The 23,599-nt window shown below is 40.3% G+C and carries 18 protein-coding genes; 9 read left to right on the top strand and 9 right to left on the bottom strand.

Going from position 1 to position 23,599, the window contains the following annotated elements; genetic code table 11:
* From LG273_RS17160 to LG273_RS17175, 4 genes are all read right to left on the bottom strand, one after another.
* On the bottom strand, nucleotides 1-1,350 hold the full coding sequence (locus LG273_RS17160) for an MATE family efflux transporter (RefSeq protein WP_404455959.1): 1,350 nt from the start codon (nucleotides 1,348-1,350) through the stop codon (nucleotides 1-3).
* Nucleotides 1,351-1,518: 168 nt separating this feature from the next.
* A complete protein-coding gene (locus LG273_RS17165) occupies nucleotides 1,519-3,522 on the bottom strand; it encodes a TRAP transporter permease (RefSeq protein WP_404455962.1) in 2,004 nt (667 codons plus the stop codon).
* Nucleotides 3,515-4,045, bottom strand: coding sequence for a DUF1850 domain-containing protein (locus tag LG273_RS17170; RefSeq protein WP_404455964.1), 531 nt, complete (start codon nucleotides 4,043-4,045; stop codon nucleotides 3,515-3,517). Before LG273_RS17170 ends, LG273_RS17165 begins: the two co-directional genes overlap by 8 nt.
* 144 nt (nucleotides 4,046-4,189) lie before the next feature.
* A complete protein-coding gene (locus LG273_RS17175) occupies nucleotides 4,190-5,191 on the bottom strand; it encodes a TAXI family TRAP transporter solute-binding subunit (protein WP_404455967.1) in 1,002 nt (333 codons plus the stop codon).
* A 302-nt stretch (nucleotides 5,192-5,493) separates the two neighbouring features.
* Here LG273_RS17175 and LG273_RS17180 point away from each other — a divergent pair, with 302 nt between their 5' ends.
* The 3 genes from LG273_RS17180 to LG273_RS17190 all read left to right on the top strand — a co-directional run bounded on the left by LG273_RS17180 (nucleotide 5,494) and on the right by LG273_RS17190 (nucleotide 9,610).
* On the top strand, nucleotides 5,494-7,110 hold the full coding sequence (locus LG273_RS17180) for a long-chain fatty acid--CoA ligase (RefSeq protein WP_404455970.1): 1,617 nt from the start codon (nucleotides 5,494-5,496) through the stop codon (nucleotides 7,108-7,110).
* A 383-nt stretch (nucleotides 7,111-7,493) separates the two neighbouring features.
* Nucleotides 7,494-8,306 carry a serine hydrolase gene (locus LG273_RS17185; protein WP_404455972.1) on the top strand — a complete coding sequence of 271 codons (813 nt, stop codon included), beginning with the start codon at nucleotides 7,494-7,496 and terminating at the stop codon, nucleotides 8,304-8,306.
* Between the two features lie 17 nt (nucleotides 8,307-8,323).
* A complete protein-coding gene (locus LG273_RS17190) occupies nucleotides 8,324-9,610 on the top strand; it encodes a hypothetical protein (protein ID WP_404455975.1) in 1,287 nt (428 codons plus the stop codon).
* 21 nt (nucleotides 9,611-9,631) lie between these two features.
* Here LG273_RS17190 and LG273_RS17195 read toward each other — a convergent pair whose 3' ends face one another.
* Together LG273_RS17195 and LG273_RS17200 are read right to left on the bottom strand one after the other, a co-directional pair.
* The gene (locus tag LG273_RS17195) at nucleotides 9,632-9,964 is read right to left on the bottom strand and encodes a hypothetical protein (RefSeq protein ID WP_404455978.1); all 333 of its coding nucleotides are present in this window, start codon (nucleotides 9,962-9,964) and stop codon (nucleotides 9,632-9,634) included.
* Nucleotides 9,965-10,168: 204 nt separating this feature from the next.
* Nucleotides 10,169-13,336 (bottom strand): SNF2 helicase associated domain-containing protein, encoded by a 3,168-nt coding sequence (locus LG273_RS17200; RefSeq protein WP_404455981.1) that lies wholly within the window; start codon nucleotides 13,334-13,336, stop codon nucleotides 10,169-10,171.
* Between the two features lie 241 nt (nucleotides 13,337-13,577).
* Here LG273_RS17200 and LG273_RS17205 point away from each other — a divergent pair, with 241 nt between their 5' ends.
* Entirely contained in the window at nucleotides 13,578-14,342 is a 765-nt protein-coding gene (locus tag LG273_RS17205; RefSeq protein WP_404455984.1) for an ABC transporter ATP-binding protein, read from the top strand.
* Nucleotides 14,343-14,357: 15 nt separating this feature from the next.
* Entirely contained in the window at nucleotides 14,358-16,211 is a 1,854-nt protein-coding gene (locus LG273_RS17210; RefSeq protein WP_404455987.1) for an ABC transporter permease, read from the top strand.
* 333 nt (nucleotides 16,212-16,544) lie between these two features.
* On the opposite strand, the gene LG273_RS17215 is transcribed toward LG273_RS17210, so the two are convergent.
* Together LG273_RS17215 and LG273_RS17220 are read right to left on the bottom strand one after the other, a co-directional pair.
* Entirely contained in the window at nucleotides 16,545-18,062 is a 1,518-nt protein-coding gene (locus tag LG273_RS17215; protein ID WP_404455990.1) for a BCCT family transporter, read from the bottom strand.
* A 430-nt stretch (nucleotides 18,063-18,492) separates the two neighbouring features.
* Nucleotides 18,493-19,689: an MFS transporter gene (locus LG273_RS17220; RefSeq protein WP_404455993.1), complete on the bottom strand. Its 1,197-nt coding sequence runs from the start codon at nucleotides 19,687-19,689 to the stop codon at nucleotides 18,493-18,495.
* Between the two features lie 184 nt (nucleotides 19,690-19,873).
* Between LG273_RS17220 and LG273_RS17225 the strand changes: the two genes are divergently transcribed.
* A complete protein-coding gene (locus tag LG273_RS17225; RefSeq protein WP_404455996.1) occupies nucleotides 19,874-20,485 on the top strand; it encodes a superoxide dismutase family protein in 612 nt (203 codons plus the stop codon).
* A gap of 305 nt (nucleotides 20,486-20,790) precedes the next feature.
* On the opposite strand, the gene LG273_RS17230 is transcribed toward LG273_RS17225, so the two are convergent.
* Nucleotides 20,791-21,306, bottom strand: coding sequence for a DoxX family protein (locus LG273_RS17230; protein WP_404455999.1), 516 nt, complete (start codon nucleotides 21,304-21,306; stop codon nucleotides 20,791-20,793).
* Nucleotides 21,307-21,584: 278 nt separating this feature from the next.
* On the opposite strand from LG273_RS17230, the gene LG273_RS17235 reads away from it, so the two are divergent.
* From LG273_RS17235 to LG273_RS17245, 3 genes are read left to right on the top strand one after another with little or no spacing between them, the layout of a single operon-like run.
* On the top strand, nucleotides 21,585-22,316 hold the full coding sequence (locus LG273_RS17235) for a hypothetical protein (protein WP_404456002.1): 732 nt from the start codon (nucleotides 21,585-21,587) through the stop codon (nucleotides 22,314-22,316).
* A gap of 20 nt (nucleotides 22,317-22,336) precedes the next feature.
* Complete coding sequence (locus tag LG273_RS17240) at nucleotides 22,337-22,741, top strand: GntR family transcriptional regulator (protein ID WP_379562513.1); 405 nt, start codon at nucleotides 22,337-22,339, stop codon at nucleotides 22,739-22,741.
* Nucleotides 22,738-23,589, top strand: a complete 852-nt coding sequence (locus LG273_RS17245) for an ATP-binding cassette domain-containing protein (RefSeq protein ID WP_404456005.1) — start codon at nucleotides 22,738-22,740, stop codon at nucleotides 23,587-23,589. Before LG273_RS17240 ends, LG273_RS17245 begins: the two co-directional genes overlap by 4 nt.
* Nucleotides 23,590-23,599 lie beyond the last annotated feature (10 nt).

The following is a 23,599-nucleotide window of genomic DNA, read 5'->3' on the forward strand; positions in this document are numbered from 1 at the left end:
TTATCCTCCATGCTTTTTGTTAAACAGTTCCTTTTTCCTCCACTTGCCATACCGGTAATATAGATACGCACACACACTACTAACTAAAAAGCTACTTCCCATTCCAATTGCAATACCTGTCTCCCCATATACACTTGAAAAGAAAGCAGTCAATGGGTAACGTAATACCCAAAAAGATAAAATATTTAAAGCCAAGACTTGATACATTGCCCCTGCAGCTCGCACAATACCATTTAAGATAAAATTAATACCAAGGAATGGATAGCAAAATGCGATTATCTGTAAATAGGTTGTACCAAATTCAATCGGTTGAGCTTCATCTATAAACAAACGCACTCCAAGTTCCGCTAAGAAAAACACAATGATTCCAACCAAAAACATAACCGTAAAATTATATAACACGCCATACTTCGCGATTTCCTTTACCCGACTCCAGTTCCCAGACCCGATATTTTGCCCCGCCATACTGCTTACAGAGGTACCAAGGGCATGGGCAGGCAGCATAAGCAAACTATCCAGCCTCTGCGCTGCACTAAATCCAGCAACAACATCAGACCCAAAACCTGTTACAACACTCATAATTGCAGCTACTCCAGCGGAAATAACGGCCATTTGTAAGCCAGAAGGAATACCGAGGTGCAAGATCAGCTTAACTTCCTGCCACTCCGGGAGTTTAGGAATGGTAAATGGTGCTAGCTTACGACGTAAGATGAATACCATCCCAATGATAAAGGATACACCTTGAGATAGGATGGTTGCATAAGCTGCCCCTTCCACTCCAAAATTCAACATACTGATAAACAAAGGGTCAAGTATGATATTTAAACAAACAGCGGTGACCACAAATAGTAAAGGTGTTTTACTATCCCCTAAAGACCGTAATATGGTGCTAATAAAGTTATAGCCAAACAAAAACAAAATACCGAGAAAGTTTATTCTGAGGTAACTCGAAGCTAATGGCATCATTTCTTCTGGTGTACCTAGAACACCTAATAACCAATCTGTAAGAAAAAAACCTGCCAGTCCAAGCGCGAGAGAGAATGCTGTAAGCAAGACAACAAAAGCATTCAAATAACTTTTGAGTCCAGCTTCATGATTTTTCCCTTTTTGTTGAGACAAAATAGTAAGCGCCGCGTTATTCATCCCAATAACAAAGGATAATACAGTAAACACAATGGTACTGGAGACGGCAACAGCACCAAGGGCGTCAGCACCGAGTAAATTCCCTACCCAAAGGCTATCAACAACCTGGTAAGACGTTTGAAGCAGGTTCGTCAGCATAATTGGCCCGGAAAAAAAGATGAGCTGCTTTAGTATATTCCCCTGTGTAAAATCATGCTGTTTTTGCATCTTTCTTCCTTCTTTCTATAGTGCTTTGCTTCATTTTTCTTTCGTTCCTATTTTACTATAATCTACCCTCCCCGTAACGAGCTAAAGCTTATAATAACAACAAAAAGGTGACCGGAATTATCTTGCTTCCGGTCACCTTCGTTATGAAATAGATTATTTAATTAAAAGTTAACCATTCACTTGTTCTTTTTTCCCTGTCTGGTTTCCTTTTTTCCAGACAAGCTGCATAACAATCATGACGATAAACGCAGCTAATCCGAATAGATCTGTGTTGCCTTCTGGATAGATAAGGAAAAGCCCGACTACTACGGAAACAATTCGTAATGTCCAATGTAATTTACGATACCAGAAGCCGATAAGCCCTGCACCTATCGCAATCATTCCACTGATTGCCGTAAACAATATCCATATTATTTCCCAGAAGTGCGTATCGATCATCAGCAGCTGTGGCTGCAGCACAAACATATACGGGATAATGAATGCCGCAATTGCTAGCTTGGAAGCATTTCCTCCTGTCCGGATCGGCTCCCCACCAGATATACCCGTTGCGGCGAATGCAGCTAGTGCCACAGGCGGCGTAATATCTGCCACAATACCGAAGTAGAATACGAACATGTGCCCAGCTAGCACCGGAATTGCTACTTCTAGCTGATCATTCAATGCCAAGATTGCTGGTAAAGCAATTGTGGATGTGATGATATAGTTTGCCGTTGTAGGTGAACCCATTCCCAAAATAATCGATGCGATCATTGTAAAGAATAGGGTTAACAGCAACTGAGCCTCAGGTGAGCTTGCAAGAGAGCCCGCTACATCCACAAGGCTATTTCCAAGCTTCAAGCCAAGACCCGTTTTGGTTACAACCCCAACAATAATACCTGCACAGGCAGTCGCTGCTGCCACTCCTAGCGCTGTTCTCGCACCAGATGTTAAAGCAAGCACAAATTTTGATGGCGTAATTCTTGTATCAGCTCTAAATAAACTTACAATAACGGTAATAAGAATTCCTAGTAATGCTGTCCGTTCTATACTGAAACCTTGGAAAAGGAGTAGCACGATTGCAATAATAGGAAGTAGTAAATGAATTTTTTTCAGAACAGATTTCTTACTAGGGATTTGCTCTTTCGGCAATCCATGCAGTCCCACTCGCTTTGCTTCCAAGTGAGTCATAATCCAAATACCAGAGAAATACAAGATAGCTGGAATGGTTGCCGCCTTGGCAATCTCCCAATATCCAACACCTGCAAACTCAATCATAAGGAAAGCAGCAGCCCCCATTATAGGCGGCATTATTTGGCCACCGGTTGAGGATGCAGCTTCTACCGCACCCGCAAAATTCGGACGGTAACCGAGCTTTTTCATCATAGGAATGGTATAAGACCCTGTCGTAACAGTGTTCGCTACCGAGCTTCCAGAAATGGTCCCATTTAATGCACTTGAAAAAATGGCAACCTTGGCTGGTCCACCTGTTCGGCGTCCAGCTAGTGCGATAGCTAGATCATTAAAATAATTTCCCACACCTGTTTGCACCAGAAAAGCACCAAACAACAGGAATAAGAAAATGTATGTGGACGATACCTGTAACGGAGTCCCCAGAATACCTTCTGTTGTAAAGAACATTGAATCGATCAATTGCTCTAACGTTAGCCCACGATGCGCAAGGGCACCAGGCATATCAGGACCAATTAACGCGTAGGCCAAAAATAAAATTGCAATAATTGTAATTGGCATTCCAACAGCTCGTCTAGTCGCCTCTAATACAAGGAGTATAGCAAGTCCGCCAATAATAACTTGGACCTGGTCTATGCCACCAATCTGCTGAACTAATGTATCGTAATACACTGGCCAATATCCACAGACAATAATGGATAATAAAATAAGTATATAATCATACCAAGCAACCTTTCGTTTATTTCCCTTCTTCTTACTTGCAGGAAACAAAAGAAAGATTAACGTCAGGGCAAAGCCTAAGTGGACAGTTCGTTGAATGTAAGCAGTATACTGCCCAAAAGCTCCTGTATAAAGCTGAAATAAGGAGAAGGCAAGCAGACCAAAGAAAACCACTTTTGCAGCTATCCCGGTTAGTTTTCTTGTGTTTGATTCTGCATCATATTTCTGTAAAAGCTCCTCCTGCCTTGCTGCCTCCGTTTGGTTGTCTTTCGTTGAATCACTCATGGATTCTCACTCCTTTCATAGCTTGCCATAGTGAGAGGTTCTCAACCTTTAATTTAAACCAAGCTCCTGGTTCAAAATACTCGTTAAAATATACGAGATGTTCGTCGTTATCTCCCCAAACAAGCCTATTTTCTGAAACTGTTTTGCCATTTCTTATATTCATAGAAGGGAATATATTATCAAGTTCTGTAATATGATATTTTCCATCTTCATAATGAAACTCTTCTCCCTCTAATGCGTTAGATGGCATTCCAATCCCAAACTCTTCGTAAACAATTTCGTACTGTTTTATATCATGGTTGCTCATAACCATATATTTTTCAATCACATCTGTCAGGTGTATGGAGTGTGTAAAGATTATTTGAAAGGTATCCCTTTTCTGTAATGGAAGAAAAGCTTCAATCTTATCTGTATTTTCTTTATAAAATACAAGTGTAGTTCGGAAAGGAACAAATAGAAGTAGAAAGAGAATTGTGAGTAAAATAAATAGAATTGATATCTTTAACTTTATGTTATGTTTCATAATGCCACCTGAAATCGTATGAAAATGAAACGACCGACAGCAATTCCTGACTAGAGGATTCACAGCCGGCCGCTCGTCACTTATTGGTCATCTTTACTTTTTCTGCCTGTAAGAGCCTATGCTAGGTAAAACGGCTAAGCCTTCTTATTCAGCACTTACTCCTACTTCATCAAAGTATTTCTGTGCACCTGGGTGTACCTCAATTCCAATACCATCTAAAGCAGAATCCGTTGTAATAAACTCAGCTTTTGCGTGAGCCATATCTCCTGCGTTCTCGTAAATCGCTTTCGTAATTTCGTAAACAGCATCCTCAGAAAGCGAATCTGTCACAGCAAGCATTGCTAATACTGCAACTGTGTTTACTTCTTCAGACTGTCCACTATATGTTTCAGCTGGAACTGTATCAGCTGCATAGTATGGATACTTCTCTACAAGCGCATCCACTTTATCCTGGGCAATTGGAACAATGCTAATATCAACTGTAGCAGCTAGACCTTCCACCGCACCAGTTGGTGTTCCAGAAGTAATGAAAGCTGCATCAATGTTCCCATCTTGAATTCCACTAGTAGACTCACCAAAATCAAGATTCTGTGCCTCAATATCATCCATCGTCATTCCATGAATTTCTAAAATTTGTTCTGCATTGACATACGTGCCTGAACCGGGCGCCCCTACAGAAACCGCTTTACCAGCAAGGTCTTCAACTGATGCGATACCAGAGTCTGCAGTTGTTACAATCTGAATTGTTTCTGGATATAAAGAGCCGATTGCCTGAACGTTGTCAACAGGGTTACCCTCAAAAGAATTAATACCTTCGATTGCATTTGCTGCTACGTCGGTTTGCACAAAGGCTAGCTCTGATTGTTCCTCTTGAAGTGCAACCATGTTATCAGCTGAAGCGTTTGAAGATACTGCATCCGTTTCCATACCTGTTTCGTCAGATATGATTGTGGCCATTTCACCACCCAGTGGGTAATATGTACCACTTGTGCCACCTGTTAGCATTTGTAAAAACTCTGGCGTTTCTCCGCCTTCTGCAGATTCACCATCGCCATTACCGCCCTCGTCGCCTCCGCCACAAGCTGCTAGAAACAAGGCAAGCACTAAAAGCATAGCAAATGAAAATAGATAATTTTTCTTTTTCATACAAACTCCCCCTTTATACTCTATAGTGAATTATATTTTACATTTGAATCTATAAAGTTGTCAAACTCTTCCTAACACGAGTTGCCCTTTCCAATAATATCCTTAGTCTCTTAAACTGCTTAAAATAGCGATTTTTTTTACACCAACTCTTTTAGAATATAGGGTATTTGTTCCATTAATTTCTAACTATGTAATACCAAACTACGTATGCTAACGTTTTTTTATGTTTCATTATCAATATTTTTACAATATTATGATATATTTAAACAAGTACCAAACTTTTAAAAAGGAGATGATGAGAAATGATGCACGTCCCAATGACCGTCGGTGCCATGATGGAGCATGCAGAGAAGTTTTTCCCAAAAAAGCTTGTCCACTCCCAAACACATGACAAGCTACATTCTTTAAGTTACAAAGAAATTGGGGAACGGGTACGAAAGCTAATGAGCACTTTCACAGAGCTTGGTATTAAAAAGGGTGACAAAATTGGCACACTGGCCTGGAACCACCACAGACATTTAGAGATTTACTTTGCTGCTCCAGGTATGAACGCTGTCCTGCACACCATTAATATTCGCCTCACCCCAGAACACATCATCTATATTATTAATCACGCAGAGGATAAACTATTATTAGTTGATGAAGATATCCTTCCGCTTGTGGAACAGATTAAAGATCAGTTAACCACCGTTGAAGCCTTCATTGTCATGACAGATAAACCGGAACTTCCTGATTCGTCTCTACATCCTTTATACTCCTATGAAGAAATAATCAGCACTGGCGATGCCACCTTCCCTTTTAGTAAAGACATTGATGAAAATGACCCTGCTGGTATGTGTTACACCTCTGCTACAACCGGGAAGCCAAAGGGTGTCACGTATTCTCACAGGGGGATCGTCCTGCATAGTTTTGCCCTCGGGCTCGCTGACTCTGCCGCTATATCAGAATCTGATGTCTCCATGCCTGTTGTCCCGCAATTTCATGTAAATGCATGGGGCACACCCTTTGCCTGTACATGGTTTGGCGCTACTCAAGTGTTGCCTGGTCCGCGCTTCACCCCAGAACGACTGGCAACCTTTATAGAGAAATTCCGCGTAACCATATCAGCCGGCGTACCAACTATTTGGATAGGACTGCTGCAAGAACTGGAGAAGGGAAATTATGATACATCTAGTTTAAGAGCTGTATTATGCGGTGGATCTGCTGCCCCATTTGGATTAATCCAAGCGTTTGAAGAAAAATACAATATTCCTTTTTACCATGCATATGGCGCCACTGAAACAACTCCATTAGCAACCATATCTCGATTGAAAAGTTACCAGCACGGCTTAACCAAAGAAGAAAAGTTAAGAGAGCGATCCAGACAAGGGATTCTCGTTCCAGGTCTTGAAATGAAGGTCAAAGGAAAAGCGGGCGACGTTGCATGGGATGATCAAGAAATGGGCGAATTACTCCTACGTGGAAACTGGATAGCAAGTGAGTATTATAAAGATGATCGCAGTGAACAAGCATTTCAGGAGGGGTGGTTTCATACGGGAGATGTTGTCACGGTAGACGAGGAAGGCACGATTAAAATAGTTGACCGAACAAAGGATTTAATTAAAAGTGGTGGTGAGTGGATTTCGTCGGTCGAAATTGAAAACGCTATCATGAGTTACCCGGATGTTTTAGAAGCAAGCGTAGTTGCCATTCCGGATGCCAAGTGGCAGGAAAGGCCTATCGCCTGTGTTGTTTTAAAAGATGGCGTGAAAGAAGAAGGTGTAAAAGAGGCCTTGCTAGCATTTTTAGAGCCCCAGTTTGCTAAGTATTGGATACCAGACGATGTTTTGTTCTATAATGAAATACCGAAAACCTCTGTCGGAAAGTTTTTAAAACGCCAATTAAGAGATCAAGTTAAAGATCATTATCAAATAAAGTGAACTTCATTTGATGGGCTATCCTCTACCTCCACCAAATGTTAGTTAAAAGAATCAGACCTTTACTGGCAGTTAACGTCGATTAACTGCCTCTTTACTATTATATGGGAATTGCATAGACACCTCCCAATTTACCATCATTCTAGCTTTTCTACTTCATAATTCCCCAATTCTATTCTTTCCAATAACCCTCTACAATTCTTGACAATTTTTCGAAAATTCAATACTATATAACTAATTATTTAGTTTTGTCGCAATTTTCCACCTCAGAACTCGTTCCACTGGCCTATTTTCAGTGATCAGTCCAGGCCTTTTTGGCAACGTTAACACCGTGTTTGCAACGTCTATTCTACCTGACTAATTAAACTAGAAAGGATAATGATTGTATGGACTTCGAACAGCTAAACACGTCTATTAGAAGAGAACTTGAAGGAATGGATGCGCATTTTTCTGTACTCATTGCTTCTGATGAGGGAAATTTGGCTATTAACGATAAAATCGTACGTCCGGCAGCTAGTCTTGCAAAGCTACCCATATTATTAGAGGCATGCCGCCAAATAGATAGTGAAAAACTGCACCCTGATAAGCTTGTCTACCTGGAAGAAGAGCAATTTGTTGGAGGATCAGGGGTTATCTCTTACCTTACCAACTGTCATATATACAGTTACATGAACTTAATAGAGCTAATGATCATGGTTTCTGATAATACTGCTGCCAATGTACTGCTGGACACACTAGGAATGGAAGCAGTTAATCGAACGATTAAAAGTCTTGAAATGTCTAATACCAGTATTAACCGTAAATTTATGGATACAAAAGCACAGGAAATAGGGAAAGAAAATTGTACGACAGCAAGCGATATGGTTACTTTATTAAAGGAAATCTTATCGTATATCTCTTATCAGCCTAGTAAAAGTAGCGACGTATTACAGAATATCCTTTCAAAGCAGCAGCTTACAAAAAAGCTCTGCAACCACATACATCCACGTAAGCCTACAAGCATCATACATAAGACCGGTGAGTTATTAGGAGTTGTACATGATGCTACTGTTTTAGAATATAACGAGGAAAGATTTTATATCGTTATATTGAGCGAGGGCTTAACATCTAACGCAGAAGGACAGCATATTATTGCAAAAGTAAAGAAGATTGCATCCGATTATTTATTAGCAGTGTCAAAATCTACCTTATCTAATTAATAGTAGGAGTGTCTGTGATGAAAGCGAAAGTAGCAGTGATAGGCCCAGAAGATACAGTTATACGAATTCAACAATTAAAAAAGGACTCCTCTCCTTACGAGCTTTTACCCTTTACTTATACAGAATCAAGTGAAACACCTGCCTTACTTGAACAATCCTTGCTCTGTAATATTTTTTTATTTACTGAGTCTATCGCTTATTTATACGTGAAAGAAATAGTTGAAAAACGACGCCTTTCTATAGTGGTGGTGGATTGCGATGAATACAACCTTACTACATCTCTTCTCCAGCTATGTCTGAATGAACAACCATATACTCGATTTTCGCTTGATGGAGTTACAAAAGATGTAGTTCAACGCGCACAAATACCATTAAACTCTACAGGCGTGGAGTTACTCCCTATCTATGAGGAAGAAGTAGCAGAAAAGAAGATTGAGAGCATTCTAAACCATCATCGAAACTATTGGGCAAGTGGTCGTACTGAGTATGCATTAACAGCTTATAAGGAAATAGCCCGACAACTAGAAGCAGAAAATATTGCTGTCTGGCATATGGACCAACCCGATTCATGTTATAAACTGGCCTTGGAAAAACTTGAAAAACGTATCGCTTTCCACACCAGGGCTTCTACACAAATTGTTATGGGATATTTTCGCTTCAAACATGTAGAACAGATGCCCGATTCCTTAAAAGCGATGATTCTTTATAGGAGGTTATCTGAACTAGAACTTCTCCTACAAGCATTTGCATCCAAACAGGATGCCATTGTGCTGCGTAGTGTCCAGGATGGGGTTGTTATAATTGGATCAAGGAAGCTACTGGATTATTTAAGCAAGCACTATACAAAATTCCCCTTGATCCGTAAGATTAATGAGCACATACAAGAACCTGTTGGGATTGGCTTTGGACTTGGATTCACTTCTCTACAGGCCCACCAGCATGCTATGATGGCCTTAGAAATGACAGCAGAAGAACAAGAAAGCTCATGCTATATTATAAACGAAAGTCAGGTAAAACTCGGACCTTTAGGGGTCAAAAAACCTATCAATACATCGTTTTTATACCAAGCCCTCATTCATAAAGCGAAACTTAATAATGAACTATCCTACAATTTTATTGAATTTATTACGTTACGTAATAATAAGCCTTTCTCCTCCAGTGATGTGGCAGACTACTACCGTGTCACAAAACGAAGTGCAGAGCGAACAATTAATAAGCTCTTGTCAGCAGAAATTATTAAAATTGCTGGAACAGAACGGCCATACCAGAGAGGCCGTCCCAGAAAGCTATTTGCATTACTCTAGTTAAGAGAGTTGCAGGCTACGTCATTCACTTTTATAACCATTACTTTCCGCAAGTATGGAAATGGCCTCGACGTAGTCTTCCTGCTCTACTTTTCCTTCCAATAAATGGGTTAATTTTTGTGATTTCTCGTCATGATCATCCGTAACATCTGCCATTCCTATTCCCATAGCCCCAGAACCTGTACTCATTGATCCAGGTGTCCCAATTCCAACGATAGGGAAATAAGTTGCACGCTTATCTCCATTTGGTAGTTCGTCTACCAGCATATCCGATACGCGAAGTTTTTCCAATTTTGCTTTCGCTGTTTCTGCATCGTTTTCCGATTTAAAATAAGCAACAAAGCTTTTCGACATCTTAACAACATCCTTTCAATTTTACTTTCACTATTCCCTGTTCCCAAAGTTCTAATCAAGTTATGTATAAAGCTAGTACGCCTGAGATGTTCCCCCTTTTGGACGCAAAACCTATACCAAAAAGTCGGGCAACGTTGAATCAATGCTTACATAATTGACTCAACGTTGCCCGACTATATCCTGAAACGTATTGCTATTTCATATTTAAATATTTAACAATTCACGTACATCTTCTTCACTAAGTCCTGAGAGCATCGCTTCCCCAGGCTGGATGACTTGATCAATTAACTCCCGCTTCTTTTGCTGGAGGTCATAGATTTTTTCTTCAATGGTTCCCTCTGCAATAAGGCGAATAACCTGGACTACATTTTTTTGACCGAATCGATGTGCCCTCCCTGTTGCTTGATCCTCTACAGCGGGATTCCACCAGAGATCATATAAAATAACAGTATCTGCGCCTGTCAGGTTAAGCCCTGTTCCTCCAGCTTTTAACGAAATTAGAAAAACATTATTTTCTCCATTGTTGAACCGTTCACTCATTTCAACACGTTTCTGTGATGGTGTTTGGCCATGCAAATAAAAATAGTCAATGTCTTCCTTTTCTAACTGTTGAATGATAATTTCATGCATGCTGGTGAACTGCGAGAATATTAGCATGCGCTTCCCATTTCCAATGGCATTTCTCACCGTGTCCATCAATTGCTCAAGCTTTCCTGACTGCCCTTCATAGTTTTCAACGAACATGGAAGGGTGACAGCAAATTTGTCTTAATCGTGTTAAGCCAGCAAGAATTTTCATCCTGTTTTGCTGAAAGCCACTTTCCTTCATGGACTGCGCTGTTTCTATTTGCAATTGCCTATGGTACCCAAGATAAAGGTCCTTCTGTTCCTTCGTGAGTGCTGAAACATGTACAGACTCAATCTTTTCAGGAAGCTCTTTTAGCACATCTTTCTTTAACCTACGTAAAATAAACGGTTTTGTAATAAGGGATATCTTTTCGTTAGAAAGCTGCTTAAACTCCCGTTGTTTAGGCATAAGGCCAGGCAATACGACCTGAAAAATGGCCCACAGTTCATCAATTGAATTCTCAATGGGCGTACCACTTAATGCAAACCTTCTGCCCGATTTAATTTCCCGAATTGCCTGGGAGGTTTTGGTTACATAATTTTTAATGTATTGCGCCTCGTCCAGGATCAAGGTTTGGAATCTCAGCTCTCTGTAATACTCGATATCCTGCCGTAATGTAGCATAGGAAGTGATCCACACATCTTTTTCCTTTTCTTCTACTAATCGCTTCCTTCTCTCTGCAGGTGTTCCCGTTAAGACCGCTACTGAAAGGTTAGGAACAAATTTTTCACATTCATTTTTCCAGTTGTAGACAACAGAGGAAGGTGCAACAATTAAATGCGGTAAATCACTAGGCTCTGATGCGATATAGGCGATACTTTGCAACGTTTTCCCCAATCCCATATCATCTGCCAAAATTCCACCAAGATGATAGTGGCTTAATGATTTAAACCACTGGTATCCTGTATGCTGATAATTCCTCAAGGTTGCCTGCAGGTTCTCCGGCAACGGATAGACCTGTTCCTCTGGTGACTTTAACTGATTTAACAATTTCCGGAAAGAAGGATCATAGTTTTTATTTGTTTCAATTAAGGCATCCACCTGAGTGCCCCTATATACGGGCATTTGTAAATTACCTGTCTCGAGATCCTTTTTATCTATATCCATGTCTTCAAAGAACTGTTTCATGGAACTAAACTCTTCCCCTTCTAAGGAAAGCAGTGCTCCATTATCCAAGCGGTAATACCGTTTCTTTTCAACCACTGCTTGAAGAATACTAGAGACTTCCTCATCCTTTACGCCTTCAATATCAAAACCGATTTCCAGAAGATTGGACGAGGATTCAAGCCTTACGCTTGTATTCGGCATTGGTTCCCTATCCATAATGAAGTTACGAATTTCAGAGGTCAGGAAGAGTTCGAGATGCTCATCAAGCAGTGGAAGCACGTAATAGAGAAATTCATAAAATTGCTCTTCTGCTTCTGCTTCAATATAAAGCTCTCTTCCATTGTATTTAAAATTCGCATATTCGATCAGCTGCATAATTTGCTGCTCTTTTTCAACATCGCGAATAATGATAATGTCATGATCAACCCTGCCACCAAATGGGTTAATTTGATAGTCCCCATAATGGTATTCCAGATTTCCGACAATCCAGTTGTCGTTTACTTCTAGATACATTTTCGCTCTTAACGGGAGCTGGACAATCTCTTCTGTCACCTTATCGGATATCTCTACCTCTCCGACCTTTTTAAGTGAGGGTAAAACTTCCGATAAAAACGTATCAGCCTGCTGTTTTGTAATGGGAAGCTCCAAATTAGATAAGCCAAATTGACTTACTTGCTCTACAACAGGGATTTGCTCCTTTGTTGGGAAATAAAAATATCCATCGGCAAACAGCATTTGATAATGACGAAAATACACACTATTTTGAAGTTCTGGCATGTTTAAAATAAGCTCATCTCTTGTATTTCTTGATAAAGAAAACTGAAACGGCAGCTCAGCTTCAACGATTCTCACTTCATTATAGTTTTGTTTTCCTGTTTGGACGGTAAAATCACGTTCCACCAGCTTCTCCAGTAAAGCTTTAGCAGCTAATGGTGGAATCGTAATATAGCGATTGTCTTTTCGGTGTGATGAAATAAACCTATGGTCCTCATATATTTGTTCATTATTAATAATTTCCTGCAATGCCTCGAAAATAGCTATGTCCTGTTGAGCTACATAATGATGGTCCGGACTGTAGGTAAATGTTTTTGTGAAATAATGCTCATGCCCATTTAAAACATTGCCTAATAGCTGGTTAGCGTCTTTTACGACAAAACAACGACTCTCACCTGCTTTAAGTTCAAGCAACAAATTATGGTCAAACGTCCAGCTACAGAAATATTGGACATGCATCCCCTTCTTTTCCGGCAGGATGTCATGTGTATGATTCGCTTGCTGTACACTGGTTAATGCCTCTATAAAATGTTCCGTTGTCTGGTAGTCAAATTGTGGAGTCGCCGGCGGTCTACTCGATTCTTTCTGTGCAATACTAATTAATGTTGCAGCAACATGCTTGCAAGATCCGTATGTATCGAAAGCAGGGCAATCACAATAGGTGTCAATTGACCCTGAAGCAAACTGGCTCATATTAATTTCCACAAAATAATCCTCCGACCCTTTTACAGTTGCGGTCCAGACACGGTAGTTAAGATCATATAAAAGATCGATTACGTTTCCTTGTTTATAATATTCCAGTCCACGCTTGTAAATAATGGCCGGAAAAAGCTTTTGGATGTTAATATCACTGAAACTTTTCAATATACTAGCAACCTACCTTCTACCGTTCTTCTCTCCATTGTAAACGAGTTCCCTCTGTTTTTAAACTATTCCCTTTCTTTAAGGATAGGATGAGAATCCTAATAATATACCCAATTATCGCCATCCCCTTCGTTATAGCTATTCTTACAAAACTGTAAGCTACCTGAAAGATAGATACATACCACCTACGTAACATCCTGCTTACAATGTAAATAGATTAAGAATATTGGAGGTAAGCGTTATGAAACAAGCAGTACTTGATGTACATCAACTAAATAAAGTCTACGGAAAAAAGAATGAAAAACAGTTCCATGCTTTGAATGGGGTTTCCTTTGCCATGGCTGAAGGAGAGTTTGTTGGCGTAATGGGGCCATCTGGTGCAGGGAAAACAACCTTACTTAATGTTATTTCCACACTGGATACCGCGACAAATGGCTCGGTGAAAATTGCCGGAACAGACATTACAACCATGAAACAAGGGCAACTTGCTGATTTCCGTTCCAGTCAGCTTGGCTTTATTTTTCAGGACTTCAACCTGTTAGAAAATTTAACCGTGTATGAAAATATTGCCCTGCCACTTTCCTTACAGGGCGTTTCGGTACGAAAAATAAAACCCGCTGTAGAGAATGTGGCGGCAAAGCTAGGGATACAATCGATTTTAAAGAAGTACCCTGTAACCATCTCCGGTGGACAGAAGCAACGAGTAGCTGCTGCTCGGGCATTAGTTCATGAACCGGCCTTAATTTTGGCAGATGAGCCAACCGGTGCCCTTGACTCAAAAAACGCCCGAAGTCTAATGGAGACCATGGTGCATTTAAATGAAAACCATGGCACCTCCATCATGCTTGTCACACATGACCCGTTAAGTGCCAGCTATTGCGAACGAATTCTGTTTATTCAGGATGGCCAACTATTCAAAGAAATTCACCGAGACGGCAGCAGAAGTGCATTTCATCAGCAAATCCTTGACGTGCTTGCACAATTTGCGTCACCGGATTTGGATTAGAAGGGAGAGATCAATATGCTGCTAAAACTATCCTTAACAAGTATGCGAAAGCTGGCAAAAGACTATTTAGTCTTACTATTTGGTCTCACTATTTCTATTGCGATTTTCTATATGTTTGAAACACTTGCGCAAAACAAAACTTTTCTGGAAGCAAATTCGCTGATTAGCTCGATTATGTTTGTCTTCCACGTGGGGACATTTATTCTTGCAGTGATTACTGTTTTCTACATTTTTTATGCGACATCCTTTTTGCTGTCATTAAGACAGAAGGAATTAGGTATGTATATGACGCTAGGTGCTAAAAAACGTAAGATAACGCAATTAATGTTTATGGAAACCTTCTTTATCGGCTTAGTTGCATTAGTCATTGGGATTGTACTTGGTGTGGGCCTTGCATATGGTATAGCAGAGCTTCTTATGACCCAGCTTGACTTTCATGGAGATGGCTTTCAAGCCCTTTATCCGTCATCACTTCTGATAACAGTTCTTTTCTATGTGGCATTGTTTTTCTTAACTTCCATCGTTAATGCTTGGAGGGTCGGTAGAAAGAGCGTGCTAAATTTATTAAAATCAGGCCAGCAACAGGACAAGGTTAAAACAAGTGGTTTCCGTACCTTTATTGGTGTTGTATTTTCTATCATTTTAATTAGCGTTGGATACTATGTGATGGTAAATATCGTAGACTTCCAGCAATTAGGGATTATCCTTGCGACAGTAACCATCATCCCAGGGACATACCTTATTTTCATTTCCCTTTTACCATACTTGGTTAAAAAACTAAAACAAAACCGCAATTTAAATGAAAAGGGGATAAACTCCTTTACATTAGGTCAATTACGCTTTCGTATGTTAAATCTTATGATGGTGCTTGGTACAGTAGCTATGCTAATCGCATTAGGTCTAGGTGCAATGACTGCAGGAACCTCGTTTTATAACAATATCGCAATCCAAGCCTCCATGTTCCATGCGAATGACGTGGTTGTTTACCAACCTAATGACGCTGAGAAGGAAATAATAGCAGATATGGATCTCACGTGGCAGCAGGAATACCGATATAAAGTGAATGAGGAGGGAGTGTATTTTTTAAAGGCAGACCTTGAGTCTTCTCCTCCCGAGGTGATGACCTTTGAAGAAGGTGCTGATGGGTATTCCCCAACCATTCCTGAAGTAGAGCTATCAGAAGAGCAGTACGGTCTCTATGAAGAAGATGGAATAACTGAATTGCCAGACGACTGGTGGTCAGCAGTAAGTAGAGAGTTAGCTCCTAACGTTATGTTTGGTAATCGAGAGGTTTATGTTTATGAAGAATCCAGCTACCAGGATGTACAAGGAGAAGAGCAAAACGTTACATTAGGAAAGTTAGAGGATTTTACTGACTATCTGCCTCAATTGGAAGAGTTAAATGCCAGCCAATTGGTTTTAGCAGAAAGCTATACTGATCAGGAAGTAGAGCAGATAGGTGGAAAATACAGTAACTACGTTGCGCTCAAAGGGGTGGCGAGTGGTACTATTTTTATGGGTGTATTTCTCGGAATCGCTTTTCTTATGATGATGGCCAGTGTGCTGATGTTTAAATTGTTATCGAGTGCTGGTGCGGATGTTCATCGATACAGCATGCTTCGTAAAATTGGGGTTAGAAAGACTTTACTCGTCAAGTCCATTTACCGTGAATTATTTCTACTATTCCTTTTTCCAGCAATTGTGGGGATTGTCCATGTGGTTGTCGGAATGCAAATGTTCTCCTTTATTATTTTCGAGCCATATACAAAAATATGGATTCCGCTTACACTGTTTATCGTGATCTACGGTATTTATTATATCATTACCGTGCAGATGTATAAGCGAATCGTTCTCCCAAAGAAATTTTAACTATTAGGAAAAGGGGCTGGGACATAACTATATCATCTAAATCTAAATACGAATAATAAGCTCTGGCACCGCTTCGGCAGAACACTCCGCTTTCCACGGGCACGGCCTCAGCCTCCTCGTGGGAAGGGCGCCACTGCGGGGTCTTCAGACTCGTGCTGTTCCCGTCGGAGTCTCCGTATTCTGCCTACGCTAAAATGAGAAAACCCGAACTAGGCAAACCTTTATTAACAGGTTTGCCTAGTTCGGGTTTTCATGTGTTAAGAGAACTTCTGTCCCAGCCTCTTGACAAATAAAGTAATATTTTATGTTGTAACCGGGTGAAGAAGGCTAAAGCTAATTTCTAGTAGTTTTTTCATGCCTTTTGCTATCCGGTTCTTTTTTTATCATTTTTAAAAAGGATACTACGATAATTAATAGAATTACCGTGAATGGCAATGCAGAGATCAAGGAGGCTGTCTGTAATGCGTCTAATCCCCCTGCAAGCAATAAGACGACTGCTATTGCCGTAATTAAAATTCCCCAAATTATTTTTACCAACAACGCTGGATTAAGGCTCCCTTTTGAGGTCATACTTCCAAGAATATACGTAGCTGAGTCGGCAGATGTAACAAGAAAAGTAAAGATAAGGAAGAGAGATAGTAAGGAGACCACTGTAGTAAGAGGTAGTGTACCAAATGTCTCAAACAGAGCAACGGCCATGTCTGCATTAACGGCTTCCGCTATTTGTGTCCCATCAAAAAGATCACTATGAAGAGCTGTACCCCCGAGTGCAGCAATCCACAAGCAAGCGATTATTGGTGGAACTACAAGTACACCAAAAACAAACTCTCTGATGGTTCTTCCCTTTGATACTCGTGCAACAAATGCACCTACGAACGGAGACCAAGCAGTAGCCCAAGCCCAGTAAAACACCGTCCAATCTCTGACCCATAATTCACCTGTATATGGAGTGAGTCTTAAACTGTACTGTATAAAACTTGATAAATAATCTCCAATCCCCAATACAAAAGTATTTAATATAAAAACAGTTGGCCCTGCAAAGAAAACAAACACGAGTATTAATAGACATATAGCTAAGTTTAGGTTACTGAGCCATTTAATCCCTTTATTTAACCCCGTGCTTGAAGAAACTAGATAGGTAATTAGCATTACTCCAGCAATTGCCATCTGGACCCAAATAGAGTTTGGCACGTTAAATACAGATGTAAGCCCTCCATTCATTTGTAGTATACCAAGTCCAAGTGATGTTGCTACACCCATTACCGTAGCAATAACTGCTAGTGAGTCAATCGTTCCACCAAGGGCCTTGTTCCTGCCGACAACCGGCTCAATTGCAATAGATATAAGTCCTTTCTTTTCTTTTTTAAACTGGAAATATGCGATAATTAAGCCTACAACTGCAAACACTGACCATTGACTTATCCCCCAGTGAAAAAAAGCGTAACCCATTGCTACTCTGGCAGATTCCTCATTTTGTGCTTGTAAGTCTGGAAATGGCGTTTCAAAGAAATGGCTCATAGGCTCGGCTACTCCCCAAAATACAAGCCCTGCGCCAAAACCAGCAGAAAATAACATACCAATCCAAGTGAAAAAAGGATATTCTGGTCGAGAATTAGCCGGCCCTAGCCGGATCTTCCCATACTTACTAAAAGATAGACCTATTAGAAAAATAACAAAAATAAATACTGCCAATAAGTAAAACCAACCGAAATTATTGGTCGTAAAATTAAATAATTGACCGGCAACTGTACCGAACTTAGCCGGTAAAATAGCTCCAATGATAACTAGCAAAAGAATTACAATAGTAGAAACATAAAAAACAGGATTATGAAACGCATTTTTGTTTTTCATAAATAAGTCCTCTCACATTTATTCTATGGACATATGTAGACTTCCATATCAATGAATATAGTTTACCCTACCCTATAATTATCAAACTATATAAAAGTGAACTTCATTTATGGAGGTCTTATCGCTACACGACGGGATAAATTGGTAGTGGTTTTAATTCCTTAGCAAGCAACACTGTTAGTAAAACTAATTGGAAATTTAATGGTAGTTGATTGCCACAGTTACAGTGAAAAGAAAAAGAACCGGGTATAAACTTCCCCGGTTCCGATTAATTTTGATTCATGAATAGTTATGCTTTTTCGTTCACCCCAATAAGATCCAATGAGATTCCTCTATTTTACATCCATTATTTGTCGGCAAGAACTATGTGGCCATCTAGCTTCTAGGGATTGAAGACTTTTTTGCTTACCCACTGTTTTGTAATTACCTACTAGTTCTCTGCGTAACGTGCTCTTGTTTTCTGCAATAAATAGATATAAAGAATAATAGACAACAATACAGAGAAAGCAGCGGTTAAGTAGATACTTGCATAACCAAATTGATAGGCAAGCTGGCCAAATACAATTGCTCCAAGACCTACACCTAAATCAAAAGAAGAGAAAAATGTAGCGTTTGCCATTCCTTTTCGATTAGCGGGCGCCTTATTTACTGCCCAGGCCTGTAATGCTGGTTGTACACTGCCAAATCCTAAACCATATAAACCCGCCGCTATTAGTAGCGCGGAAGTTCCAGGTAGCCAGGAAAGTAATAGCATGGCAACGAAAATTAACACTGTTCCTGGCAGAAATACGTAGATATGACCTCTCGTGTCATAGATTTTCCCTGCAAATGTCCTTGAGACCATAAGGAAAATAGCAAAAACTAGGAAATACAACTCTATCCCCGCGATCCCTTTTTCCTCTGCATATAATGGTAGAAAAGAGGCAATTCCTCCGAAAGTAACCGTAATAAAGAATAAGAGTATAGCAGGCTCCAACGCCGTTTTTTCAAATATATCGAATTTAACTGTAGTAGATTTAGCAGGAGCTTCTTCTACCTTCTTATATTTAATTTTAGCTGAAAGTAAAAAGGCGATAAATCCTAACGCAGAACAGATAAGAAATAACTGGGTAAAGGAAATGACCCCTGCAAGCTGGAGTCCCAGTGCCGGACCAAATGCCAATGCAATGTTTCCGGATAGCCCAAAATATCCCATCCCCTCACCACGCCGTTTTTCAGGAATAAGGTCTGTGGCAATGGTGCCAGTTGCGGTTGTAGAAAATCCCCACCCTACTCCTTGCACAACTCGCATCAATAGCAAAACTGCAATACTAGTAATGAAAGAGAATGAAGCAACCGAAATAACAAAGATGGCAAGTCCTGTCATGTACACAAATTGCCTTCCCTTAGAGTCAAGGGCATGACCAGCATAAGGGCGTAATAATAAAGCAGAAAATGTAAAAATCCCAACAATAATTCCTATTAATTGATCACTTCCCCCTAACTCATTAACAAACAGTGGGAGTGTCGGTAATGTCATCTGAAAGCCGAGAAATATAAAGAAATTTGCCAAACATATTAGCACAAAGTCCTTCGTCCATATTTTTTCCTTGGTGACTTGTTCATGCACAGCACTATTTACACCCATTATAACCGCCCTTTCTTCGATACTCGAAATATATTATACAGGAGTTACCTGGCAAAAGGAAGGGTCCACAGACCACCCTCCTCTCTCGAAATTAAAGGAGATTGAGAAGAATAGTCTTTTACGTTTAGATGTATCCAAAATGGTGAAAAATGGTTGTAACAAACATAGAAGGGAGCGCTTGGTGGTGACGAAAAAAACCGTACTCGTGTTGTTAACGGCTATAGTCTTTTTGCTAGTGGCATGCAACAATGAGGAAGAAGGCCAAGAACAAGGTGCTAATGACGAAGCAAACAATGAAGAAACTGAAAACAACGAAACTGATGATCTGGAGAGCGCAACAGATGAGGAAGAAGTATTAGTTTCCCTCAAAGATGCGGATGGAAATGTGGTAGCTACTGCCACGCTAATACAAGAGAATTCTTCGGTAAATATTCAGCTTGAAGGTGATGGTTTTTCTCCTGGGGAGCATGGCTTTCACATACATGAAACGGGAGCATGTGAAGCACCAACCTTTGAATCTGCAGGTGGTCACTTTAATCCTCATGGTAATGATCACGGTACGGAAAGCCAGGATGGACCCCATGCAGGTGATTTGCCAAACATCGAAGTTGCTGAAGATGGAACAGTAGATACAGAGATTACGGCTGAGATGGTTACCCTTGAAAAAGGGCAAGAGAACTCCGTTTACAAAGATGGAGGCACCGCTTTAGTTATCCATGCAGGGGCAGATGATTATGAGTCACAACCATCAGGTGATGCAGGCGATCGAATTGCCTGTGGTGTGATAGATGGATAAAGTGAAACTTCATTTGGTGGGGGTTCCCTTCCTCCCCCACCAAATGTTAGTGGAACGAATCGGACCTTTACTGGCAGTTGATCCCCCACTTAGAATACTTGATTTTTTCTCGCATTCTTGAAGTGGGGGTCTTACTGCCAGTTAAGGCGGGATAAATTGTACAAAAAAGCATCCAACCTAATAAAATAAGTTGAAATAACTGAGTTTGCAAGAAGGATAATTCCCCATTGCAAAAGCCCGGGCTACTGAAAACCCGGGCTTTGCTATATTATTGATGGCCTATATGACCCCATTTACTGTTTTCTTTAGGCGACGATTAATTCTTTTTTCTGTTTCTTGCCTCCACGACGTGGTGTGTGGTTTTTCAAGAATGGGATGACCCATCTATCCAAGCCAAATTTTCCTGCATTATACCCTGCAACTAGGATGAAGACTGTTAGTAAAACCATCTGAGCGTTTGTGCTCACAGTACCACTGAATAGGAAAGCGAAGTTCATGGTGATACCCATTAATGCGGCAAAGTTCGTAAAGATTCCTAGAATTAAGGCGATCCCTACCAGAAGTTCTCCCCACATGACCATAAAGCTGAATAAACCGGCATTTGGTAGTGCAACAGTTTCCAAGAAGGTCGCCCACCAGCCTTGTACTGCAGGATGGTCGCCCCCGGCACTGCTAATTGCTCCTTGAATAAAGCCTGTTGCGTCAAAACCTCCACCTGTAATCTTTCCCCAACCACCTGTTAGCCACTGATAACCAAGATACACTCTAAGAAACGTTAAGATACCTGCTGCAATACTGCTGTTACGAATAAATTTAATCATTTCAATACACTCCTTTTAAATTAGAATGATTGCTCAATGTTTCACAATATATTGTGTGTTTCCTTCTTACACTTATATCTTAGCATCATTTTCCAATTTAAAAAGGTATTTGCTCACTATTTCACAATTAAGACAAAAAGTTATGGCAGAACTGTGACCATGGACTTTTCTTAAGCTCTTCTACCTTTTATAAAATTTTGCTTGACGTCTATATCCCAGCTGACTTATACTGTGTATATAAACATATACACAGTATAACAGTTAAAGGAGTTTGTATTATGTCAGATTGGTTGCAAGCCTATCGCATTGCAAAACTAGAGTTACAGAAATCAGTACTTGGCTTTCTTCAAGGATTGTTCCTAACCACCTTTGTGACTATATTTCTTATCACGTCACTATCCTCATATCTAGATAATGGCTATGTAGGCTTTGATTTCTTTTTTCTACTTTTATTCTCTGTTGGTCTTATTTGGGCAAAGCCAAAGGAATTTCAACTACAAAAAGTTAACGGTGATTTATTAGCATCACCCATTCTTATGATGCAACTAGCTTTGCCTATAAAGCGATCCATATTAATAAAAAGCAGATTTATTATACAGTTTGTTTATTCGTTTCCATTTCAGCTGCTTTTCTTAATTGCCTTTTATATTTTTTCACCAATTAACGACACGTTTAGCATTCCGGGGTATCTTGCTTTTATGGTGTTTTGGCTTTTAATTGGGATGTTTTTGGGATGTGCCTTGCCATCAGCAGATGCTGGCGACTCAAGTAAGCTAACTACAACTACAATCGGATCCATTTTTTCCAGTATACTATTGCTCATTATTTCAATCGCCGTGCTTATTGCAGTACATGCCAGTACAGGTGAAGGGCCAGTCTATTGGAGTATTAAAACTATTGAAAGGTGGCCGCTATTAGCAATTGGTATTGCTTTCTTACTTACCCTAACAACTATGGCATACTGGCTTTCTTACATGCAAAAACGATTAGCAAAACAGGATTACTTATAAATAAAGGAAGGATGTCACCAATGGAGTTACCAATTAGTCTTTCCAAAACGTCTCGCGAGCCTATTTACCACCAAATTGAGAACCAAATAAAAGCACTCATTGCAGGTGGCTACCTACAGGCAGGTGCCTCACTCCCTTCCATTAGACTGCTGTCAAAGGATTTAGAGACGAGCGTGATCACAATTCGGCGTGCTTATCAGAATCTAGAATATCAAGGGTTTATAAAGACAGAACAAGGCAAGGGAACGTTCGTTGCGGAAATTGCCAATGAAACGAAACAGCAGGTTAAAGTGACAGCAGTTTACCAGGCGTTTGAAGATGCACTAGATACGGCGTTGAGCTACGAATATACGGTAGATCAGATTAAAGAGATTTTTTCGGAAGTAATTGAGACACGCAGTCAGAAAGGAGAGGACTCAAAATGAGTGACCTAGCAGAAATAAATCAATTGCAAAAGAAGGTAGATGATTTCCAGCTCGGTCCGATTGACCTTACGATTGAGGCAGGCACCATTACAGCATTGGTTGGTACGAATGGCTCAGGAAAGAGTACATTACTTAAACTTATGATGAACTTAGCAAAGGCCGATACAGGAAATATACAGGTTCACAACAGCTTTGTGAACGGTCCTGATGAAGGATGGAAAACCGCGATTGCATATCAGCCACAGACGGTAATTGGCTGGAATGCCTTTACTGGTAAAACGTTACGAGATTTCATTGCACCACTATATCCCGCATGGGATGAGGAACAATTCAACCAAATTGTTGAATCTTTTCAAGTGCCACTAAACAAACGATTTGGCAAGCTTTCTCAAGGCATGCAGCAAAAGTTAACGCTGGCATTAACCATTGCCAGAAACACCTCCATTCTTCTGCTCGATGAGCCAACTGCCTTTATGGATATTCCTTCTAAGCAAAGGCTTATGAATATACTTACAGAGTGGATAGAATCCGGCGACCGCGCAATTGTCATAAGTACACACCAAGTTGACGATATTATGAAACTTGCGGACTACTTGTGCGTATTACAAGATGGGAAATGGTTGGGGACTTACGAAAAAGAAACCATCCAGCATATGTACTGTAAATATTGGATGAGAGATGCCTTACCCTCTGAAACCTTGCCAGGGGAAGTTTCCCGGGAAGCAAAACAGTTTATTACAAATAAACCTGCCGCTGCTGAAAAGTACTTACAAGATGAACAGCTTCAGTGGGTAAACCAGCAAACATTGGACCTTGAAGAGTCCCTCACCTTATTACTAAATAAATAAAATAGAGAAA

The organism is Oceanobacillus kapialis (assembly GCF_044790185.1).
Classification (GTDB): Bacteria; Bacillota; Bacilli; order Bacillales; family Amphibacillaceae; genus Oceanobacillus_B; species Oceanobacillus_B kapialis.